This is a genomic window from Streptomyces sp. x-19, from assembly GCF_046549115.1.
Classification (GTDB): Bacteria; Actinomycetota; Actinomycetes; order Streptomycetales; family Streptomycetaceae; genus Streptomyces; species Streptomyces albulus_C.
The window spans coordinates 82857-99877 of record NZ_JAJPWK010000019.1; the positions used below are offsets into that span (position 1 = coordinate 82857).

11 protein-coding genes are annotated in these 17021 nt (G+C 74.2%); 5 read left to right on the forward strand and 6 right to left on the reverse strand.

What is annotated here, in order from left to right; all coding sequences use genetic code 11:
- Window position 1: 1 nt before the first annotated feature.
- Both ACLJT4_RS31490 and ACLJT4_RS31495 read left to right on the forward strand, forming a co-directional pair.
- Entirely contained in the window at window positions 2-1054 is a 1053-nt protein-coding gene (locus tag ACLJT4_RS31490) for a LacI family DNA-binding transcriptional regulator (protein ID WP_411127478.1), read from the forward strand.
- A gap of 152 nt (window positions 1055-1206) precedes the next feature.
- Window positions 1207-2064, forward strand: coding sequence for a phosphatase PAP2 family protein (locus ACLJT4_RS31495; protein ID WP_411127480.1), 858 nt, complete (start codon window positions 1207-1209; stop codon window positions 2062-2064).
- Between the two features lie 79 nt (window positions 2065-2143).
- Here the strand turns inward: ACLJT4_RS31495 and ACLJT4_RS31500 are convergent, their stop codons facing one another.
- Both ACLJT4_RS31500 and ACLJT4_RS31505 read right to left on the reverse strand, forming a co-directional pair.
- Entirely contained in the window at window positions 2144-3763 is a 1620-nt protein-coding gene (locus ACLJT4_RS31500; protein WP_411127593.1) for an amidohydrolase, read from the reverse strand.
- Between the two features lie 119 nt (window positions 3764-3882).
- Window positions 3883-5421 carry an APC family permease gene (locus ACLJT4_RS31505; RefSeq protein WP_411127482.1) on the reverse strand — a complete coding sequence of 513 codons (1539 nt, stop codon included), beginning with the start codon at window positions 5419-5421 and terminating at the stop codon, window positions 3883-3885.
- Between the two features lie 184 nt (window positions 5422-5605).
- Here ACLJT4_RS31505 and ACLJT4_RS31510 point away from each other — a divergent pair, with 184 nt between their 5' ends.
- Complete coding sequence (locus ACLJT4_RS31510; RefSeq protein ID WP_411127484.1) at window positions 5606-6232, forward strand: TetR/AcrR family transcriptional regulator; 627 nt, start codon at window positions 5606-5608, stop codon at window positions 6230-6232.
- 28 nt (window positions 6233-6260) lie between these two features.
- Here ACLJT4_RS31510 and ACLJT4_RS31515 read toward each other — a convergent pair whose 3' ends face one another.
- The 4 genes from ACLJT4_RS31515 to ACLJT4_RS31530 all read right to left on the reverse strand — a co-directional run bounded on the left by ACLJT4_RS31515 (window position 6261) and on the right by ACLJT4_RS31530 (window position 12630).
- Window positions 6261-9284 carry a bifunctional [glutamine synthetase] adenylyltransferase/[glutamine synthetase]-adenylyl-L-tyrosine phosphorylase gene (locus tag ACLJT4_RS31515; RefSeq protein ID WP_411127486.1) on the reverse strand — a complete coding sequence of 1008 codons (3024 nt, stop codon included), beginning with the start codon at window positions 9282-9284 and terminating at the stop codon, window positions 6261-6263.
- 52 nt (window positions 9285-9336) lie between these two features.
- Window positions 9337-10698: a type I glutamate--ammonia ligase gene (gene glnA, locus ACLJT4_RS31520; protein WP_016576258.1), complete on the reverse strand. Its 1362-nt coding sequence runs from the start codon at window positions 10696-10698 to the stop codon at window positions 9337-9339.
- 310 nt (window positions 10699-11008) lie between these two features.
- Entirely contained in the window at window positions 11009-11860 is an 852-nt protein-coding gene (locus tag ACLJT4_RS31525; RefSeq protein ID WP_411127489.1) for an alpha/beta fold hydrolase, read from the reverse strand.
- Window positions 11857-12630 carry a DUF998 domain-containing protein gene (locus tag ACLJT4_RS31530; RefSeq protein WP_411127491.1) on the reverse strand — a complete coding sequence of 258 codons (774 nt, stop codon included), beginning with the start codon at window positions 12628-12630 and terminating at the stop codon, window positions 11857-11859. The genes ACLJT4_RS31525 and ACLJT4_RS31530 overlap by 4 nt, the downstream gene beginning before the upstream one ends.
- 451 nt (window positions 12631-13081) lie before the next feature.
- Between ACLJT4_RS31530 and ACLJT4_RS31535 the strand changes: the two genes are divergently transcribed.
- Window positions 13082-15067 (forward strand): multicopper oxidase family protein, encoded by a 1986-nt coding sequence (locus tag ACLJT4_RS31535; RefSeq protein WP_411127493.1) that lies wholly within the window; start codon window positions 13082-13084, stop codon window positions 15065-15067.
- Between the two features lie 144 nt (window positions 15068-15211).
- Window positions 15212-16984, forward strand: coding sequence for an NAD+ synthase (locus ACLJT4_RS31540; protein ID WP_411127495.1), 1773 nt, complete (start codon window positions 15212-15214; stop codon window positions 16982-16984).
- Window positions 16985-17021: the final 37 nt, after the last annotated feature.

A 17021-nucleotide genomic window follows, 5' to 3' on the forward strand; every position in this document is an offset into this window, starting at 1 on the left:
CATGACCGCCCGGCTGGCCGACCTCGCAGCGCAGGCGGGTGTCAGCGAGGCCACCGTCAGTCGGGTGCTCAATGGGAAGCCCGGCGTCTCCGCCACCACCCGCCAGTCCGTGCTTGCCGCACTCGACGTGCTCGGGTACGAGCGGCCGGTGCGACTGCGGCGGCGCAGCGCCGGCCTGGTCGGACTGATCACCCCGGAGCTGGAGAACCCGATCTTCCCGGCGTTCGCCCAGGTCATCGGGCAGGCCCTGACCCGCCAGGGCTACACCCCGGTGCTGGCGACCCAGACCCCGGGCGGCTCGACCGAGGACGAGCTCACCGAGATGCTGGTGGACCGCGGGGTGGCCGGCATCATCTTCGTCTCCGGACTGCACGCCGACACCGACGCCGACATGGGGCGCTACGAGCAGCTGCGCGGCCAGGGCGTGCCGTTCGTCCTCATCAACGGCTTCTCCGACAAGGTGCAGGCACCGTTCGTCTCCCCCGACGACCGGACCGCGGTGGAGTTGGCGGTGACCCACCTCACCGCGCTGGGCCACCGGCGGATCGGGCTGGCGCTCGGGCCGAAGCGGTTCGTGCCGGTGCAACGGAAGATCGAGGGGTTCCTGCGCTGCGTCCAGGAGCAGCTGGGCCTGGATGCGGCCACGGCCGCGCCGCTCGTCCAGCACTCCCTCTACACCCTGGAGGGCGGGCAGGCCGCGGCGGCCGCGCTGATCGAGCAGGGCGTGACGGCGATCGTGTGCGCCAGCGACATGATGGCGCTGGGCGCGATCCGGGCGGCCCGGCAGCGCGGACTGGACGTGCCGCGGGAGATGTCCGTCGTGGGCTTCGACGACTCCCCGTTGATCGCGTTCACCGACCCGCCGCTGACGACGATCCGGCAGCCGGTGCAGGCCATGGGGCAGGCGGCGGTGCGGGCGCTGCTGGAGGAGATCGGCGGCACCCCGGCGCCGCACAGCGAGTTCGTCTTCCACCCGGAGCTGGTGGTGCGGGGGTCGACGGCCTCGGCGCCGAAGGCGGCGAGGGTGCCGCGGCCGCTGCGCGCCGCACAGTGAAGGGGTGCTCCGGGCCCGCAAGGGGTGCGGGGCGGCCCGCCGGCCCCCGTCCCGTAGGGGGATTCCCGTCCTCCTTCAGGTCGAGCCAGGGGGCCGTTTACCCGACTGGAGGATGATCGGGCGCACGTCCCTTTCTGGCAGACTGTCTGCCTATGGGTGATGCGCATGTGAGGACTCTGGACGACCTGTCAGCCGCCCCGCCAGCCAGCGGGGAGCCTGCGGACCGTCCGGCGGACAAGGGGCGACGGGTCCGGTTCCGGGCCCCGCGCGCACCCCGGCTCTGGTTCGAGGTCCTGCTGATCGCGGTCAGCTACTGGATCTACTCGATGATCCGCAACGCGGTGCCCGAGCAGAAGTCGCAGGCGCTGCGGAACGCCGACTGGATCTGGCGCGCCGAGCACGCCCTGGGCATCGCCGTAGAGCACACCGTCAACCACGCCGTGAACTCCGTGACGTGGCTCATCGTCTCGATGAACTACTACTACGCGACGCTGCACTTCATCGTGACGATCGGCGTGCTGATCTGGCTCTACCGCTGGCATCCGGGGCGGTACGCGGCGGCCCGGCTGGCGCTCTTCGCCACCACCGGCGTGGCCCTGGTCGGCTACTACTTCTTCCCGCTGGCGCCGCCCCGGCTGATGCCGGACGGCGGCTTCGTGGACACCGTCGTCCAGCACGGCACCTGGGGCTCGATGGCGTCCGGGAACCTCGCCTCGATGTCCAACCAGTACGCCGCGATGCCGTCGATGCACATCGGCTGGTCGCTGTGGTGCGGCCTGACCATCGCGCTGCTGGCGAAGCCGGTCTGGGCCAAGGTGCTGGGCCTGCTGTACCCGGCGACGACGCTGACCGTGATCGTCTCGACCGCCAACCACTTCTGGTTGGACGCGTTGGGCGGGGTGCTGTGCCTGGCGTTCGGCTACGGGCTGGCCCTCGCGTGGTACGGACGGCTGCCGCACCGGCTGGCGCGGCACGTGGGGACGGCGGAGCTGGCGCCCCTCGGGGTGTGACCCGGCCCGGGGTGTGACCCCGGGCACGGTGCGGCGGCGGGCCGCGGGCGGAGGGTTCGCCCGCGGCCCGTCGTCGTGGCTACCGCTCGGCGCGGTGGGTGAGGTGGCCGCCGGTCATGGTCAGGAGGACCGGGGCCGTGGCCACCTCGTCGGCCGGGGCGGTGACCGGGTCGACGGCCAGCGCGGTCAGGTCGGCGCGGAAGCCGGGGGCGATCCGGCCGGCCTCGGCCTCCTCGCCGACCGCCCGGGCCGCGTGCGAGGTCAGGCCCTCCAGCGCCTGGAGTCCGGTCAGGGCCTGGTCGGGGGTGACCGGTTGGGTGTCCGGGTGGCCCGCGGGGCGGCGCAGCCGGGCGGTGGCCAGGACCTGGCGGGGGTCGTGGTGCGCGATCGGCCAGTCCGAGCCGAGGACCAGGACGGCGCCGGCGTCCCGCAGGTCGCGGCAGCGCCAGGCCCGGCCGGCGCGTTCCGCACCGACCCGCTGGGACCAGGCGTCGGTGTGGTCGGCTCGGGTGTAGTGGGTGTGGGTGGGCTGCATGGAGGCGGCGACGCCGAGCCGGGCGAACCGCGGGAGCTGGGAGTCCGGGACGGTCTCGATGTGCTCGATGCGGTGCCGGTGGCGGGCGCCGGGCCGGTCGGCGCCGAGCAGTTCGACGGTGTCCAGGACGTGGCGGACCGCGGCGTCGCCGATGGCGTGGGTGGCGGTGCGCACCCCGGCCCGGTCGAGGTGGTGGACGGCGTGGGTGTAGGCGGCGGGGTCCGGCCAGAAGGCGTCGGTGCCCTGGCCGTGGCAGTCGGGGCGTTCCAGCCAGGCGGTGCCGCCCTCGACGGTGCCGTCCATGAAGAACTTCACCCCGCCGATCCGCCAGTGGCGGCCGGCCCGGCGCTGCAGGGCGACCAGGTGGTCCAGGCCGTCGGCGTCGATGCCGGGCATGCACCAGGGGGCGAGCCGCAGCCGGACCGGGAGGTGGCCGTCCGCCTCGATGGCGGCGAGGAGTTCGGGGGCGTCCTCGTCCTCCATGTCCATGACGTGGGCGCCGGTCAGGCCGGCCGCGGCCATCTCGTGGAGCAGGCCGAGCAGCCGGGCGCGGCGGTCGGCGGCCGAGGGGCGGGGCATGGCGGGCAGCACCAGGTTCATCGCGGCGTGCTCGACCAGGTGCCCGGTGGGGCGGCCGGTGTCGTCGCAGACCACGCTGGCGCGCTGGGCGAAGGCCCGCGGCCCGGTGATCCCGGCGGCGTCCAGGGCCCGACCGCTGGCCAGCGCCGAGTGGCCGTCGTAGAGGCGGAGGAAGGCGGGGGCGCCGGCCAGCGCGTCCTCGATCAGCTCGCGGTGGACGGGCCGGTCGCCGAAGACGTTGTGGTCCAGGCCCCAGCCGGTGAGCCAGGCGCCCGGGGGCAGTGTCCGGGCGGCGGTGGCGAGGGCCGCGCGCAGTCCGTCGAGGTCGCGGACGGCGCTCAGGTCGAGGCCGGTGGCCATCTCGACGCCCCAGACGGGGTGGCTGTGGCCGTCGGTGAGGCCGGGGACGAGGGTGGCGCCGGCCAGGTCGACGATCTCGGTGGCGGCGCCGCGCCAGTGCCGGACGTCCGCCGCGTCGCCGACCGCGGCGATCCGCCCGTCCTTGACGGCGACGGCCTCGGCCCAGGGGCGGGCGGGGTCGAGGGTGCGGACCCGGGCGCCGGTCAGGACGGTGTCGGCGGCGATGCGCGAACTGCCGGACGGGGTGGACGGGATGGGCGGGGTGGCGGGGGTGGACGGCACGGGGAAGCTCCTCGGTGCGGGCGGGGTGGCGGGGCCGGTCCGGCCCCGGGCGGGTCGGCGGGTCAGCCGCGGGCGGCGGCCTCCTCGGGTGCGGCGGCGGACGGGTCGACGGGGGCCGGCTCCGGGTCCGCGTCCGGTTCGGCGGCGAAGCCCGCGTAGACCGCGGGGCGGGTGCGGCGCACCCGGCGGGCGAGGAGGAGGCCGACGGCGAAGGCGGCGGGGACGGCCAGCACCAGGGCGGCGTTGGTGGCCAAGCCGGCGCCGGTCATGATGTCTATCTTGGCGATGACCAGCCATAGCGCGCCGAGCATCAGCACCGTGGCGGCGATCGGCGTGACCTGGGTGCGCAGCGCGCCCTCTTGGTGCCGGAAGCGGCGGAAGTACAGCGGCACCGCGATCGCGGTGAGGGCCTGGAGCGCCAGCAGGCCCAGCATGCCGGGGGTGTTCATCCACAGCAGCAGTTGGGTGTACGGGTCGGCGCCGGCCAGGGCGAAGCCGAGCACGACCACGACGGCGAGGACGCTCTGCACCGCGCCGGCGGCGTACGGGGAGCGGTGGCGGGGGTGGACCCGGCCGAGGACGGGGGGCAGCACCCCTTCCTGGGCCATGGCCAGGCCGTAGCGGTTGATCGCGTTGTGGAAGGCCAGTTGGGAGGCGAGGATGCTGGTGATGATGAACAGGTGCATCAGGTCGGCGGCCCAACTGCCCACGTAGCGGGTGGTGGCGGTGAAGAAGAGGCCCGCGGGGTCCGCCAGGGCGGCCTGCACGATCCGGTCGGCGCCGTACGCCTGGATGACGATCCAGATCGTGAAGGCGTAAAAGAGGCCGAGGAAGGCGACCGCGATGTAGGTGGCGCGGGGGATGGTGCGGCTGGGGTCGCGGGCCTCGTGGCGGTAGATGGCGGTGGACTCGAAGCCGGTGAAGGCGGCGAAGGCGAAGGCCAGGACGGCGCCGGTGCCGGGGACCAGGACGTGCTGCGGGGTGAAGGAGTCCAGTGCCAGGCCGTGCGCGCCGCCGTGCAGCAGGACGCCGCCGGCGAGCAGGGCGAGGATGCCGGTCTCGGCGACCAGCAGGACGCCCAGCACCTTGGCGCCGAAGTCGATGCTGCGGTAGCCGAGGAACCAGATGACGACGACGCCGGCGAGCGCGATCGGCGGCCAGGGGACGTGGATGCCCCAGAACGCTTCGAGGGCGTCCTGGGTGGCCGTGGCGAGCAGGCCGTAGACGCCGATCTGCATGCCGTTGTAGGCGAGCAGCGCCAGGGTGGCGGCGCCGAAGCCGGCCGGGCGGCCCAGTCCGCGGGTGATGAAGGCGTAGAAGCCGCCGCCGTTGCGGACGTGCCGGGCCATGGTGGTGAAGCCCACCGCGAACAGGGCCAGGGTGGCGCCGGCCAGCACGTAGCCGACCGGGGCGCCGAGGCCGCCGGCACCGAGGGCGATCGGGGAGGTGCCGGCCATCACGGTGAGCGGTGCGGCGGCGGAGATGACGAAGAAGGCGATGTCGGCGACGCCGAGGGTGCCGCGGCGCAGCGTGGCGGCGGCTGTGTCGGGCGGTGCGGTCCGCTGCGGCGCCTCGTTGGGGGACCCGGACTCTACGGCCATGGCTCGGTTGCCCTTCTGCGACCTGGACAGGGGAGGGGTAGCGGCCGTGCGCGTACGGGGTGTGACGGCAGGGTGACCGCGGAGGGAGAAGAAACCTAAAGCCTTTCGGTTTTTGGGACCGTACCCGCCGCCGTACGATTCGGGAAGACCCCCGTGACGGGGACTTTCGCCGGGAGGGGACACCATGGGGCGGCCGCGGAAGGCCCTGCTCGACCGGGCGCGGATCGGCGCGACCGCACTCGAACTCGTCGACGAGAAGGGCGACTTCAGCGTTCCGGAGGTGGCCCGGAGACTCGGCGTGCAGACCGCCTCGGTGTACCACCACGTGGACGGCCGGGCCGGGGTGATCGAGCTGCTGCGGGAGCGGGTCACCGACGCGATCGACCCCGACACCCTGGCGGACGCCCGCTGGGACGTGGCGCTCGCCGCCTGGGCACACTCCTACCGCGCCGCGTTCGCCGCCCACCCGCGGACCATCCCGATGCTGATGACCTCACCGGTCCGGGCGCCGAAGGTGCTCGCCCACTACGACCGGGTGGCCGGACTGCTGCTCGACGCGGGCTTCGCGCCGGAGGGGGTGATGGCGGTGATCACCGGCCTGGACAACCTCGTCCTCGGCTCGGCGCTGGACATGTCGGCACCGGACCCCATGTGGGAGGTCGCCTCCGGGGCCGACGCGCCGCGGCTGGCGGCGGCCCAGGACGCCAGCGCCCCGGACCGCGCCGACGCCGCGTTCGCCCTCACCCTGGCCGGGTACCTCGCGCACCTGCGGACGCTGCTGGGCAGCGCGACGGCCCCCGGCGACCGCTAGGCCGCCCCCGGGCTCGCCGAGACCGGCATCAGGCCCCGTAGAACAGCTCCTCGACGACGGCGCGCGCCCGCCGGGTGATCCGCCGGTAGTCGTCGACCATGTCCCCGACGTGCCCCTCCTCGTAGCCGAGGTAGCGGCCGACGGCGGCCAGCTCCCGGCCGTCCGCCGGGAAGGTGTCCCCGGGCCGGCCGCGCACCAGCATCACCGCGTTGCGCACCCGCGCCGCCAGTACCCACGCCTCGTCCAGCGTCCGGGCGTCGTCGGTGTCGATCAGTTCGGCGGCGTGCGCGGCGGCCAGCGCGTCCCGGGTCCGGGTGGTGCGCAGTCCGGGCAGCTCCCAGCCGTGCCGCAGCTGCATCAACTGGACCGTCCACTCCACGTCGCTCAGGCCGCCGCGGCCCAACTTGGCGTGCGTGGTGGGGTCCGCGCCGCGGGGCAGCCGCTCGGACTCCATCCGCGCCTTGAGCCGGCGGATCTCGCGGACCGCGTCCTCGCCCAGACCCTCGGCGGGGTAGCGCAGCGGGTCGATCAGCTCGACGAACCGCTCCCCCAACTCGACGTCGCCGGCGACCGGTTCGGCCCGCAGCAGCGCCTGTGCCTCCCACACCAGCGACCACCGCCGGTAGTACGCCGCGTACGAGGCGAGGGTGCGCACCAGCGGGCCCGACCGGCCCTCCGGCCGCAGGTCCGCGTCGATGAGCAACGGCGGGTCGGCGGAAGGGAGTTGGAGCAGCCGCCGCATCTCGTTGGCGACCGCGTGGGCGGCCTTGGCGGCCTCCTGCTCATCGGCGCCCTCGCGCGGTTCGTGGACGAACAGCACGTCGGCGTCGGAACCGTAGCTCAGCTCGTGGCCGCCGAACCGGCCCACCCCGATCACCGCGAACCGGGTCGGCAGGGTGTCGCCCCAGCGCTCGCGGACGGCGGCCCGCAGGGCGCCGGCGAGGGTCGCGGCGTTGACGTCGGAGACCGCCGAGCCGACCGCGTCCACGGCGTGGCCGTGGTCGGTCTCGGCCGGGCTGGACTCGGTGCCGTACGCACCGATGACGTCGGCGGCGGTGGTGCGGAACAGCTCCCGACGACGCACCCCGCGGGCCGCCGCCACCGCCGCCTCGGCACCGTCGGCGCGGCCGACCGCGGCCAGCACCTCCTGCTCCAGGGCGGCCCGGCCGCGCGGCTGGAGCCCGTCGGCGGCGCCCAGCAGGGCGACCGCCTCGGGCGCGCGCAGCAGCAGGTCGGGGGCGAGCCGGCCGGCGGACAGCACCCGTGCGAGGTTCTCCGCGGCGGCGCCCTCGTCGCGCAGCAGCCGGAGGTACCAGGGGGTCTTGCCGAGCGCGTCGGAGACCTTGCGGAAGTTCAGCAGGCCGGCGTCGGGGTCGGCGGAGTCGGCGAACCAGCCGAGCAGCACCGGCAGCAGGGTCCGCTGGATCGCCGCCTTGCGGCTCACCCCGGACGCCAGCGCCTCCATGTGCCGCAGCGCGGCAACCGGATCGGCGTAGCCGAGGGCCTCCAGGCGGTGGCCGGCGGCCTTCGCCGACAGCCGGACCTCGCCGGGCTCCAGGTGCGCGACGGCGTCCAGCAGTGGCCGGTAGAACAGCTTCTCGTGCAGCCGGCGCACCTCGCGGGCGTGCCACTTCCACTCCCGGCGCAGCGAGGCGACCGGCTCGGTGCGCAGCCCCAACGACCGTGCCAGGCGCCGCAGTTCACTCTCGTCCTCGGGCATCAGGTGAGTGCGGCGCAGCCGGAACAACTGGATCCGGTGCTCCAGCGTGCGCAGGAAGCGGTAGGCGGCGTCGAGCGCGGCGGCGTCCTGGCGGCCCACGTAACCGCCGGACGCGAGCGCCGCCAGCGCGTCCAGCGTGGTGGCGCTGCGCAGCGTGGCGTCCGTGCGGCCGTGCACCAACTGGAGCAGCTGGACGGCGAATTCGACGTCCCGCAACCCGCCGGGGCCGAGCTTGAGCTCGCGGTCGACCTGGGCGGCGGGGATGTTCTCCACCACCCTCAGGCGCATCTGGCGGACGTCGGTGACGAAGTTCTCCCGCTCGGCGACGTCCCACACCATCGGCGCCAGCGCGTCCACGTACTCCTGGCCCAGCGCCAGGTCACCGGCCATCGGGCGGGCCTTGAGCAGTGCCTGGAACTCCCAGGTCTTGGCCCACCGCTGGTAGTAGGCGAGGTGGCTGGTCAGGGTGCGTACCAACGGCCCGTTGCGACCCTCGGGGCGCAGGTTGGCGTCCACCGGCCAGATGGTGCCCTCGGCGGTGCTGTCCGAGCACAGCCGCATCATCCGGGCGGCGAGCCGGGTCGCGGCCTGGAGCGCCTTGGCCTCCTCGGCGCCCTCCCGCGGCTCGGCGACGTAGATGACGTCCACGTCGGAGACGTAGTTCAGTTCCCGGCCGCCGCACTTGCCCATGCCGATGACCGCCAGCCGGCACTGCGCGGCGTCGCCGGGCTGCTCCTCGTAGGCGATCTCCAGGGCGGCCCGGACGGTGGCGGTGGCCAGGTCCGCGAGCTCCGCCGCGGCCTCCGCGACGTCGGTGGTGCCGCACACGTCACGGGCCGCGATGCCCAGCAGGCAGCGGCGGTAGGCGGCGCGCAGCGCGTCCGCGCGCGGCCGGTCGGCGCCCCGCTCGCCCCAGATGCCGTCGGCGAGCGCCTGCTCGAACTCCGGGGTGGTGGGGTGCAGGTCGACGGACTCGTAGGTGACCAGCGACCGCCAGTCGTCCGGGTGCCGGACCAGGTGGTCGCCGAGCGCCTCGGACGCGCCCAGCACGCCCAGCAGCCGGTCGCGCAGCGGCTTGGCGGCGGCGACCGTGGCCAGCAGCTCCTGCTGCTCGGCCGGCTGGAGCGCCTCCACCATCCGCAGCAGGCCGCGCAGCGCCAGGTCGGGGTCGGACGTGCCGCCGAGCGCTTCGAGGAGCACCGAATCGTCGCGCACGGAGGCGAGTTCGGGGGCGTCGAGCAGCGTGCCGGCCGCCGAGGCGTCGGTGAAACCGTGCCTCAGCAGCCGGGCGAAGGTGCTGCTCCGCCGTCCCTGCGGAGCGGGTAGTGCCATGGGGCGGCCTCTCGGTGGCGGGTCGGCTCGGACACGGGGCGCGGGTCCGGGCTCAGAGCACCGGCAGCATCTTCCGCAGCTCGAAGGCGGTGACCTCGGAGCGGTACTCCTCCCACTCCTGCTTCTTGTTGCGCAGGAAGAAGTCGAAGACGTGCTCGCCGAGGGTCTCGGCGACCAGTTCGCTGCGCTCCATCAGGTCGATGGCCTCGCCGAGGTTCTGCGGCAGCGGCTCGATGCCCATGGCGCGGCGCTCGGAGTCGGACAGCGCCCACACGTCGTCGTCGGCGCCGGCCGGGAGTTCGTAGCCCTCCTCGATGCCCTTCAGGCCGGCGGCGAGCAGCACCGCGTAGGAGAGGTAGGGGTTGGCGCCGGAGTCGACGGAGCGGACCTCGACGCGGGTGGAGCCCATCTTGCCGGGCTTGTACATCGGGACGCGGATCAGCGCGGAGCGGTTGTTGTGGCCCCAGCAGATGTACGAGGGGGCCTCTCCGCCGGCGCCCGCGGTGCGGTTGGCGCCGCCCCAGATGCGCTTGTAGGAGTTGACCCACTGGTTGGTGACGGCGGAGATCTCGCCGGCGTGCTTGAGCAGACCGGCGATGAAGGACCGGCCGACCTTGGAGAGCTGGTACTCCGCGCCCGACTCGTGGAAGGCGTTGCGGTCGCCCTCGAAGAGCGAGAGGTGGGTGTGCATGCCCGAGCCCGGGTACTCCGAGAACGGCTTGGGCATGAAGGTGGCCTGGACGCCCTGCTCCAGCGCGACCTGCTTCATCACCAGCCGGAAGGTCATGACGTTGTCGGCGGTGGAGAGCGCGTCGGCGTAGCGCAGGTCGATCTCCTGCTGGCCGGGGGCGCCCTCGTGGTGGCTGAACTCCACCGAGATGCCCATCGACTCCAGCATGGTGATCGCCTGCCGGCGGAAGTCCATCCCGACGTTCTGCGGGGTGTGGTCGAAGTAGCCGGAGGAGTCGCCGGGGATCGGCCGGGAGCCGTCCACCGGCTTGTCCTTGAGCAGGAAGAACTCGATCTCGGGGTGGGTGTAGAAGGTGAAGCCGAGATCGGAGGTCTTGGCCAGGATGCGCTTGAGGACGAAGCGCGGGTCGGCGTACGAGGGCGAGCCGTCCGGCATCAGGATGTCGCAGAACATCCGGGCGGTGCCCGGGGCCTCGGCGCGCCACGGCAGGATCTGGAAGGTGCCGGGGTCGGGCTTGGCGATCATGTCGGACTCGTAGACGCGGGCGAAGCCCTCGATCGCGGAGCCGTCGAAGCCGATGCCCTCGTCGAACGCCTGCTCCAGCTCGGCCGGGGCCACCGCCACCGACTTCAAGAACCCGAGGACGTCGGTGAACCACAGCCGGACGAAGCGAATGTCGCGCTCTTCCAGCGTCCGGAGCACAAACTCCTGCTGCTTGTCCATGGTTCACCAATCCTTGCAGGTCATATGGCCTGTCCACGCGCGGGGATCATCGCGTTCCGGCCCACCAGTATCACGTCAGGGGGTTACCGTCACATTACGCACCCTTGGCCTGAATCAGAACCGCCGACCCGTGACCCCCTCCTCGGTTCCTTCCCGCATCTTCCCCGCCGCGACCAGGGTCAGCGCACGGCGACCCGTGAAGCGAGGGCCTTGGCCCACTCTTGGACGCTCCGTAAGTCCCCGTTGACCCGGCATTGAGCGCTCCGTGTGCCGATGTTCGGCCGGTAAGGGCCGTTGGCAAGGGCCACCGTCATCCCAGGTCCAGCACCGCCCGGGCCACCGCCTCCGGCACGTCCGCCATGACCAGGTGGCCGGAGGGCGCGGCGACGGTGCAGCGGCCGCCCAGCTGTGCGGCGAGCGCCCGCTGCCGCGCCAGCCAGCGCAGTTCGCCCGCGGACTCGCTGCCGTCGTAGGCGGCCAGCACCGTCACCGGGACGGCCGGCATCGGGCGGTGGGCGCGCAGCGCGGCCAGGTCCGCGGCCTGGTAGGGGTAGCCGGCGTTCTCCAGGGCGCAGGCCCGCAGCACCCGACTGGTGCGGTAGCCGGCGCTCTCCCAGCGGTGTCGCGGGTGCCGGCCCACCGTCCCGGCACGGGATATCAAGCGGCGCGCAGCCGGGCCGAGCAGCTGCGGCAACCCGACCGCGGAGAGCGCGCCGGCCGCGCCCCGGGCCCAGGCGGTGCGGACCGTGCGCGGCAGCCGGGGCCGGGGGTCCTCCTCGACGCTGCCGTCGACGAGCACCAGACCGGCGCAGCGGGCGGGGTGCATCCGGGCGAACGCCTCGGCGTGGAAACCGGCCAGCGAGTGCCCGACGACGGTGGCCGGCGCCCGGTGGCCCAGGGCGTCCAGGAGGGCGGCGATCCGGTCCGCCTCGGCGCCGAGGTCGGGCGGCGCCGCGGCCGGGGCGCTGAGGCCCAGGCCCGGACGGTCGAAGCGGACGACGGTGCGGTGCGGGACGAGCAGCGCGGCGACCGCGTCCCAGTCGAACCAGGCCATGCCGAGGCCGCCGCTGAGCACCACGACGGGGCCGGCGCCCTCGCTCAGCACGTGCAGCGGCAGCCCGCCGACGCGCACCATCCGGCCGGGGGCGGGGCGGGGGTTCATCGGTCTCCTCGCGGTGGGGTCGACGGGGTCGGGGGCATGTCCGGGGTGCCGGTCCGGGCGGGGCGGCGGGCCAGGCACCCGGCGAGCAGGGCGAGGTAGAGCGCGACCAGCAGCACCTGGAGGCGTTGGCCGACGCCGAGCGCCCAGGTGTCCCGGCCCGCGGTGAGGACGGCGACCTCGGCCAGCGTCCAGACGGTGGCGGCGAGTTCGGCCAGCACCAGGGGCGGGCCGAGGCGGGCGAGTGCGGGCCACTGGTCGTACCGGCGAGCCGCGACGGTCAGCAGGAGCAGCGCGGCCAGCGCGCCGACCATCGCCAGCGTGCTGCTGACGGCGTGCGCGGCGTGGGTGGCCGGGACCAGTCCGGCGGTCTCCCGGGCGGCGCACACCGGGTCGCTGGTGGGGGCGCAGCTCAGCGGCAGGCGGGAGTCCAGCGCGGTGGCGGCGCCGAAGAGCGCCAGGGCGCTGAAGCCGGCCACCGTCCAGGGCCGGCGCTCGGTGCTGGCGAGCGCGGCGAGCGCGCCGATCAGCACCAGCAGCCCGGCGACCAGGTCGGTGGCGCGGAACAGGCCGCCCAGCGGCTGGTCGGCGGCGGCCAGCTCGCTGACGTACGCCCGCACCGGGTCCAGGCCGGTGGCTATCACCAGCTCCAGCACCCAGGCGGTGTAGGCCAGCGCACCGAGCAGCAGTGCGACGGCGGCCGCGCCCGTGGTGCGGGTGCGGATGCCGGTGGCGGCGGCGCCGGGCGCGGGGCGGGTCGGGGTCACGGACATCCTGGTGTTCGGGTGGTCCCGACGGCGCGTCCGGAATGCCGGATACGTCGGGAGCGCGGGAAGGCCAAGAATAGGCAGACGGTCCACCGGACGCGGCGAGTGCGGCGCGATGGGCCACCTCCGGGGCCGCAGCCCCGGGAACCAGGGTGCGTCGGTAGGTCTCCGGTCGTCGAGAGGTCCGCGATGGGTGAACACCGCAAGGCCGCCACCGCGCGGCGCGGTCACCCGTCGCGCGGACCCGGGGCGATACGCCCGGCCGGGTCGCCCCTCCCCCGCCCGACCGCCGGCTGAGTGCGCCGCAGCGCGCCCCTCCGCCCCACCGCCTCCGCCGCTTCCCCCTCCCCGGCCCCGCCCCCCGTTCTCGTACGGGGGCGGGGCCGGGGACCTCCGGCCGGCGCCCGCGGTCGTCCTCGCCTCCCCGTCCCCGACATCGCCACGAGGTGCTCACCCCATGGATTCCCCTTCCACACACTCCCGCCGCGCCGTGCTGACCGCGGGCCTCGCGGTCGCCGGCGGCAGCCTGCTGGCCTCGTCGCCCGGTGCCGCCGCCGCGACGCCGGGACCGGACGGCCGGCGCGCCGACACCCGCCCGCGCGGCGGGCGCTACGTCGACCCGCACGGTCCGGAGGTCGCCGAGGCCGAGGGCAAGCGCGCCTTCTCCGGCCGGGTGCACCGGCTGCACCTTGAGGCACGGAAGGCCCGGATCGACATCGGCAGCCGGACGGTCGACACCTGGGTGTACGGCGACCGGCTGCCGGGCGAGGTGGTCCGGGTCACCGCGGGCGACAGTCTGTCGATGACGTTCCGCAACAGCCTGCCGCAGCCGACCACGCTGCACTGGCACGGGTTGGGGCTGCGCAACGACATGGACGGCGTCCCGGACGTCACGCAGCGCCCGATCCGGCCGGGCGACTCCTTCCACTACCGCTTCCGGGTCACCCAACCGGGCACGTACTGGTTCCATCCGCACGTCGGCGTCCAGCAGGACCACGGGCTGTACGCCCCGCTGATCATCGACGACCCCAAGGAGCCGCTGGAGTACGACCACGAGTGGGTCGTCGTGCTGGACGACTGGCTCGACGGGGTGGACGGCAGCGACCCGGACGTCGTGCTCAACGAGCTCAACCACGGCCGGGACTCCATGCACGGCGACAGCGGCTCCGGCGAAGGGCACCACTCCGACGGCGATCACGCGCACGCGAGCGGCGGCCACGGCGAGGCGGCCGGTCACGGCAACCACGGCACGGGCCACGACAGCAGCCACGGCACGAGCAACAGCAACAGCAACCACCGGGACCACAGCGGTCACGGCAGCGGCAGCGAGGGGACGGCGGTCCCCGCATGGGTGCCCCCGGCCTTCCCGGACGTGGACCTCGACCGGTTCGTCCCGCACGTGAACGGCCCCGGCGACCTGGGCCTGGACCTGGCCAACAAGAGCCTGCACGAGGTCGGTCTGGGCAACCTGCCGCTGCACGGCATGAGCGCCACCGCGGCGGCGGCCGCGGCCGCCGCTTCCGCGGACGCCGCGTCCAGGGAAGCGGCCCGGGCCAGTCGCGGGGCGCGCCGCGACGACGGCCCCGGGCACGGCCACAACGGACCCTCCCGGCTGCTGAAGAGCGGCACCCGCAGCGACGTGCTGGGCGGCATGCCGGGCAGCGTGAACTACCCGTACCACCTCATCAACGGCCGCACGAAGACGGACCCGGAGGGCTTCCGGGCCCGGCCCGGCGACCGGATCCGGATCCGCTTCATCAACGCCGGCGGCGACACCGCCTACCGGGTGGCGCTGGGCGGCCACCACATGACCGTGACGCACACCGACGGCTACCCGGTGCAGCACGCCCGCGCCGAGCAGCTGCTCATCGGCATGGCCGAGCGCTACGACGTCCTGGTCACCGCCAAGTCCGGAGTCTTCCCGCTGGTCGCCGTCGCCGACGGCAAGGGCAAGGACAAGACCGCGCTGGCCGTACTGCGCACCGGCAACGGCCCGACGCCGGAGCCCTCGGTCCACCCCAAGGAGCTGGAAGGACCACTGACGACCGCGGACCGGCTGCGGGCGGCCGAGGGCGTCCGGGGCCGGTCCGGGAAGCCGGACCGGGTGCTGACCATGAAGCTCATGGGCAACATGGAGCGCTTCAACTGGTCGTTCAACGGATACCCGTACACCCCGTCACAGCGCTACGCGATCGAGGAGGGCGAGCGGGTACGGCTGGTGTTCCGCAACCGCACCGCGATGTGGCACCCGGTCCACCTGCACGGCCACAGCTTCACGCTCCCCAACGGCGGACCGCGCAAGGACACCACGGTCATGCGGCCCGGGCAGCGCCTCGCCGTGGACTTCGACGCCGACAACCCGGGGCTGTGGATGCTGCACTGCCACAACATCTACCACTCGGAGTCGGGGATGATGACGGTCCTCGGCTACCGGCGGAAGTGACCGCGCGCCGACCGGACCCGTGCTCCACCGGTACGGTCGGCGGCCGTGCGGCACCCCGTTCGGCCCCCGGCAACCGCGTTGCCGGGGGCCGCCGCGCGCCGCGCCGCACCCCCATTGCGTCAGAAAGACGATTAGACTGGCGGGGTGCCCCGACTTCGTCTCGCCCTCCAACAGATCGATTCCTGCGTCGGCGACCTCGCCCGGAACGCCGCGGCGGTCGTGCACGGGACCCGGCAGGCCGCCGGCCAGGGTGCGCACCTCGTCGCGTTCCCGGAGATGGCGCTTACCGGCTACCCCGTCGAGGACCTCGCCCTGCGCCCGTCGTTCGTCGAGGCGAGCCGGGCGGCGCTGTCCGCACTGGCCGCCCGGCTGGCCGCGGAGGGGCTGGGCGAGGTCCCGGTCGTCGTCGGCTACCTCGACCGCTGCGCGCAGGCGCTGCCCCGCTACGGCCGACCGGCCGGCGCCCCGCAGAACGCCGCGGCGGTGCTGCACCGCGGCACGGTCGCGCTCACCTTCGCCAAGCACCACCTGCCGAACTACGGCGTCTTCGACGAGTTCCGGTACTTCGTCCCCGGCGACACCCTGCCCGTCGTCCGCGTCCACGGCGTCGACGTGGCGCTGGCCATCTGCGAGGACCTGTGGCAGGAGGGCGGCCGGGTGCCCGCCGCGCGCGAGGCCGGCGCGGGACTGCTGCTGTCCGTCAACGCCTCGCCCTACGAGCGGGACAAGGACGACACCCGGCTGGAACTGGTCCGCAAGCGGGCGCAGGAGGCCGGCTGCACCACCGCCTACCTCGCGATGACCGGCGGGCAGGACGAGTTGGTCTTCGACGGCGACTCGATCGTCGTCGACGCGGACGGCCGGGTGCTCGCCCGGGCCCCGCAGTTCGCCGAGGGCTGCGTGCTGGTCGACGTGGAACTGCCGGCCGCCGCACCGCAACCGCCGTCCGGGGTGCTGACCGACGGGCTGCGGGTGGACCACGTCGTGCTCTCCACCGCACCCTCGGCACCGGCGCCCGCCACCACGGAGCGGGCGGCGGGGACGCTCGACGGGCACGCCGAGCGCCTGGACGACCTGGCGGAGATCTACAGCGCGCTCGTCGTCGGCCTACGGGCCTACGTCACCAAGAACGGCTTCGGCAGCGTGGTGCTGGGGTTGTCCGGCGGGATCGACTCCGCGCTGGTCGCCGCGCTGGCCTGCGACGCGCTCGGCGCCGAGCAGGTGCACGCGGTCGCGATGCCCTCGCGCTACTCCAGCGAGCACTCCGTCGGCGACGCCGCCGAACTGGCCCGCCGCACCGGGCTGCACTTCCGCACGGTGCCGATCGGCCCGATGTTCGACGCGTACATGGCGACACTGCACCTGACCGGGCTCGCCGAGGAGAACCTCCAGTCGCGGCTGCGCGGCACGACCCTGATGGCCCTCTCCAACCAGGAGGGGCACCTGGTCCTCGCCCCGGGCAACAAGTCCGAGCTGGCCTGCGGCTATTCGACCCTCTACGGCGACTCGGTCGGCGGCTACGGCCCCATCAAGGACGTCTACAAGACCGTCGTCTACGAGCTGGCGCGCTGGCGCAACGAGGCCGCCGCCGCGCGCGGCGAGACCCCGCCGATCCCCGAGCACTCCCTCAGCAAGCCGCCCAGCGCCGAACTGCGGCCCGGCCAGGTCGACACCGACTCGCTGCCGGACTACGCGGTGCTGGACCGGATCCTGGAGCTGTACGTCGACCGTGACCGGGGCCGCGAGGAGATCGTGGCGCAGGGCTTCGACGCGGCGCTGGTGACCCGGGTGCTGCGGATGGTGGACCACGCCGAGTACAAGCGCCGGCAGTACCCGCCCGGCACCAAGATCTCCGCCAAGGGCTTCGGGAAGGACCGACGGCTGCCGATCACGAACCACTGGCGCGAGGGGTTCTAGGGACCTACGGACCGGAGGCGCCCGGGGGCGCGGTGCT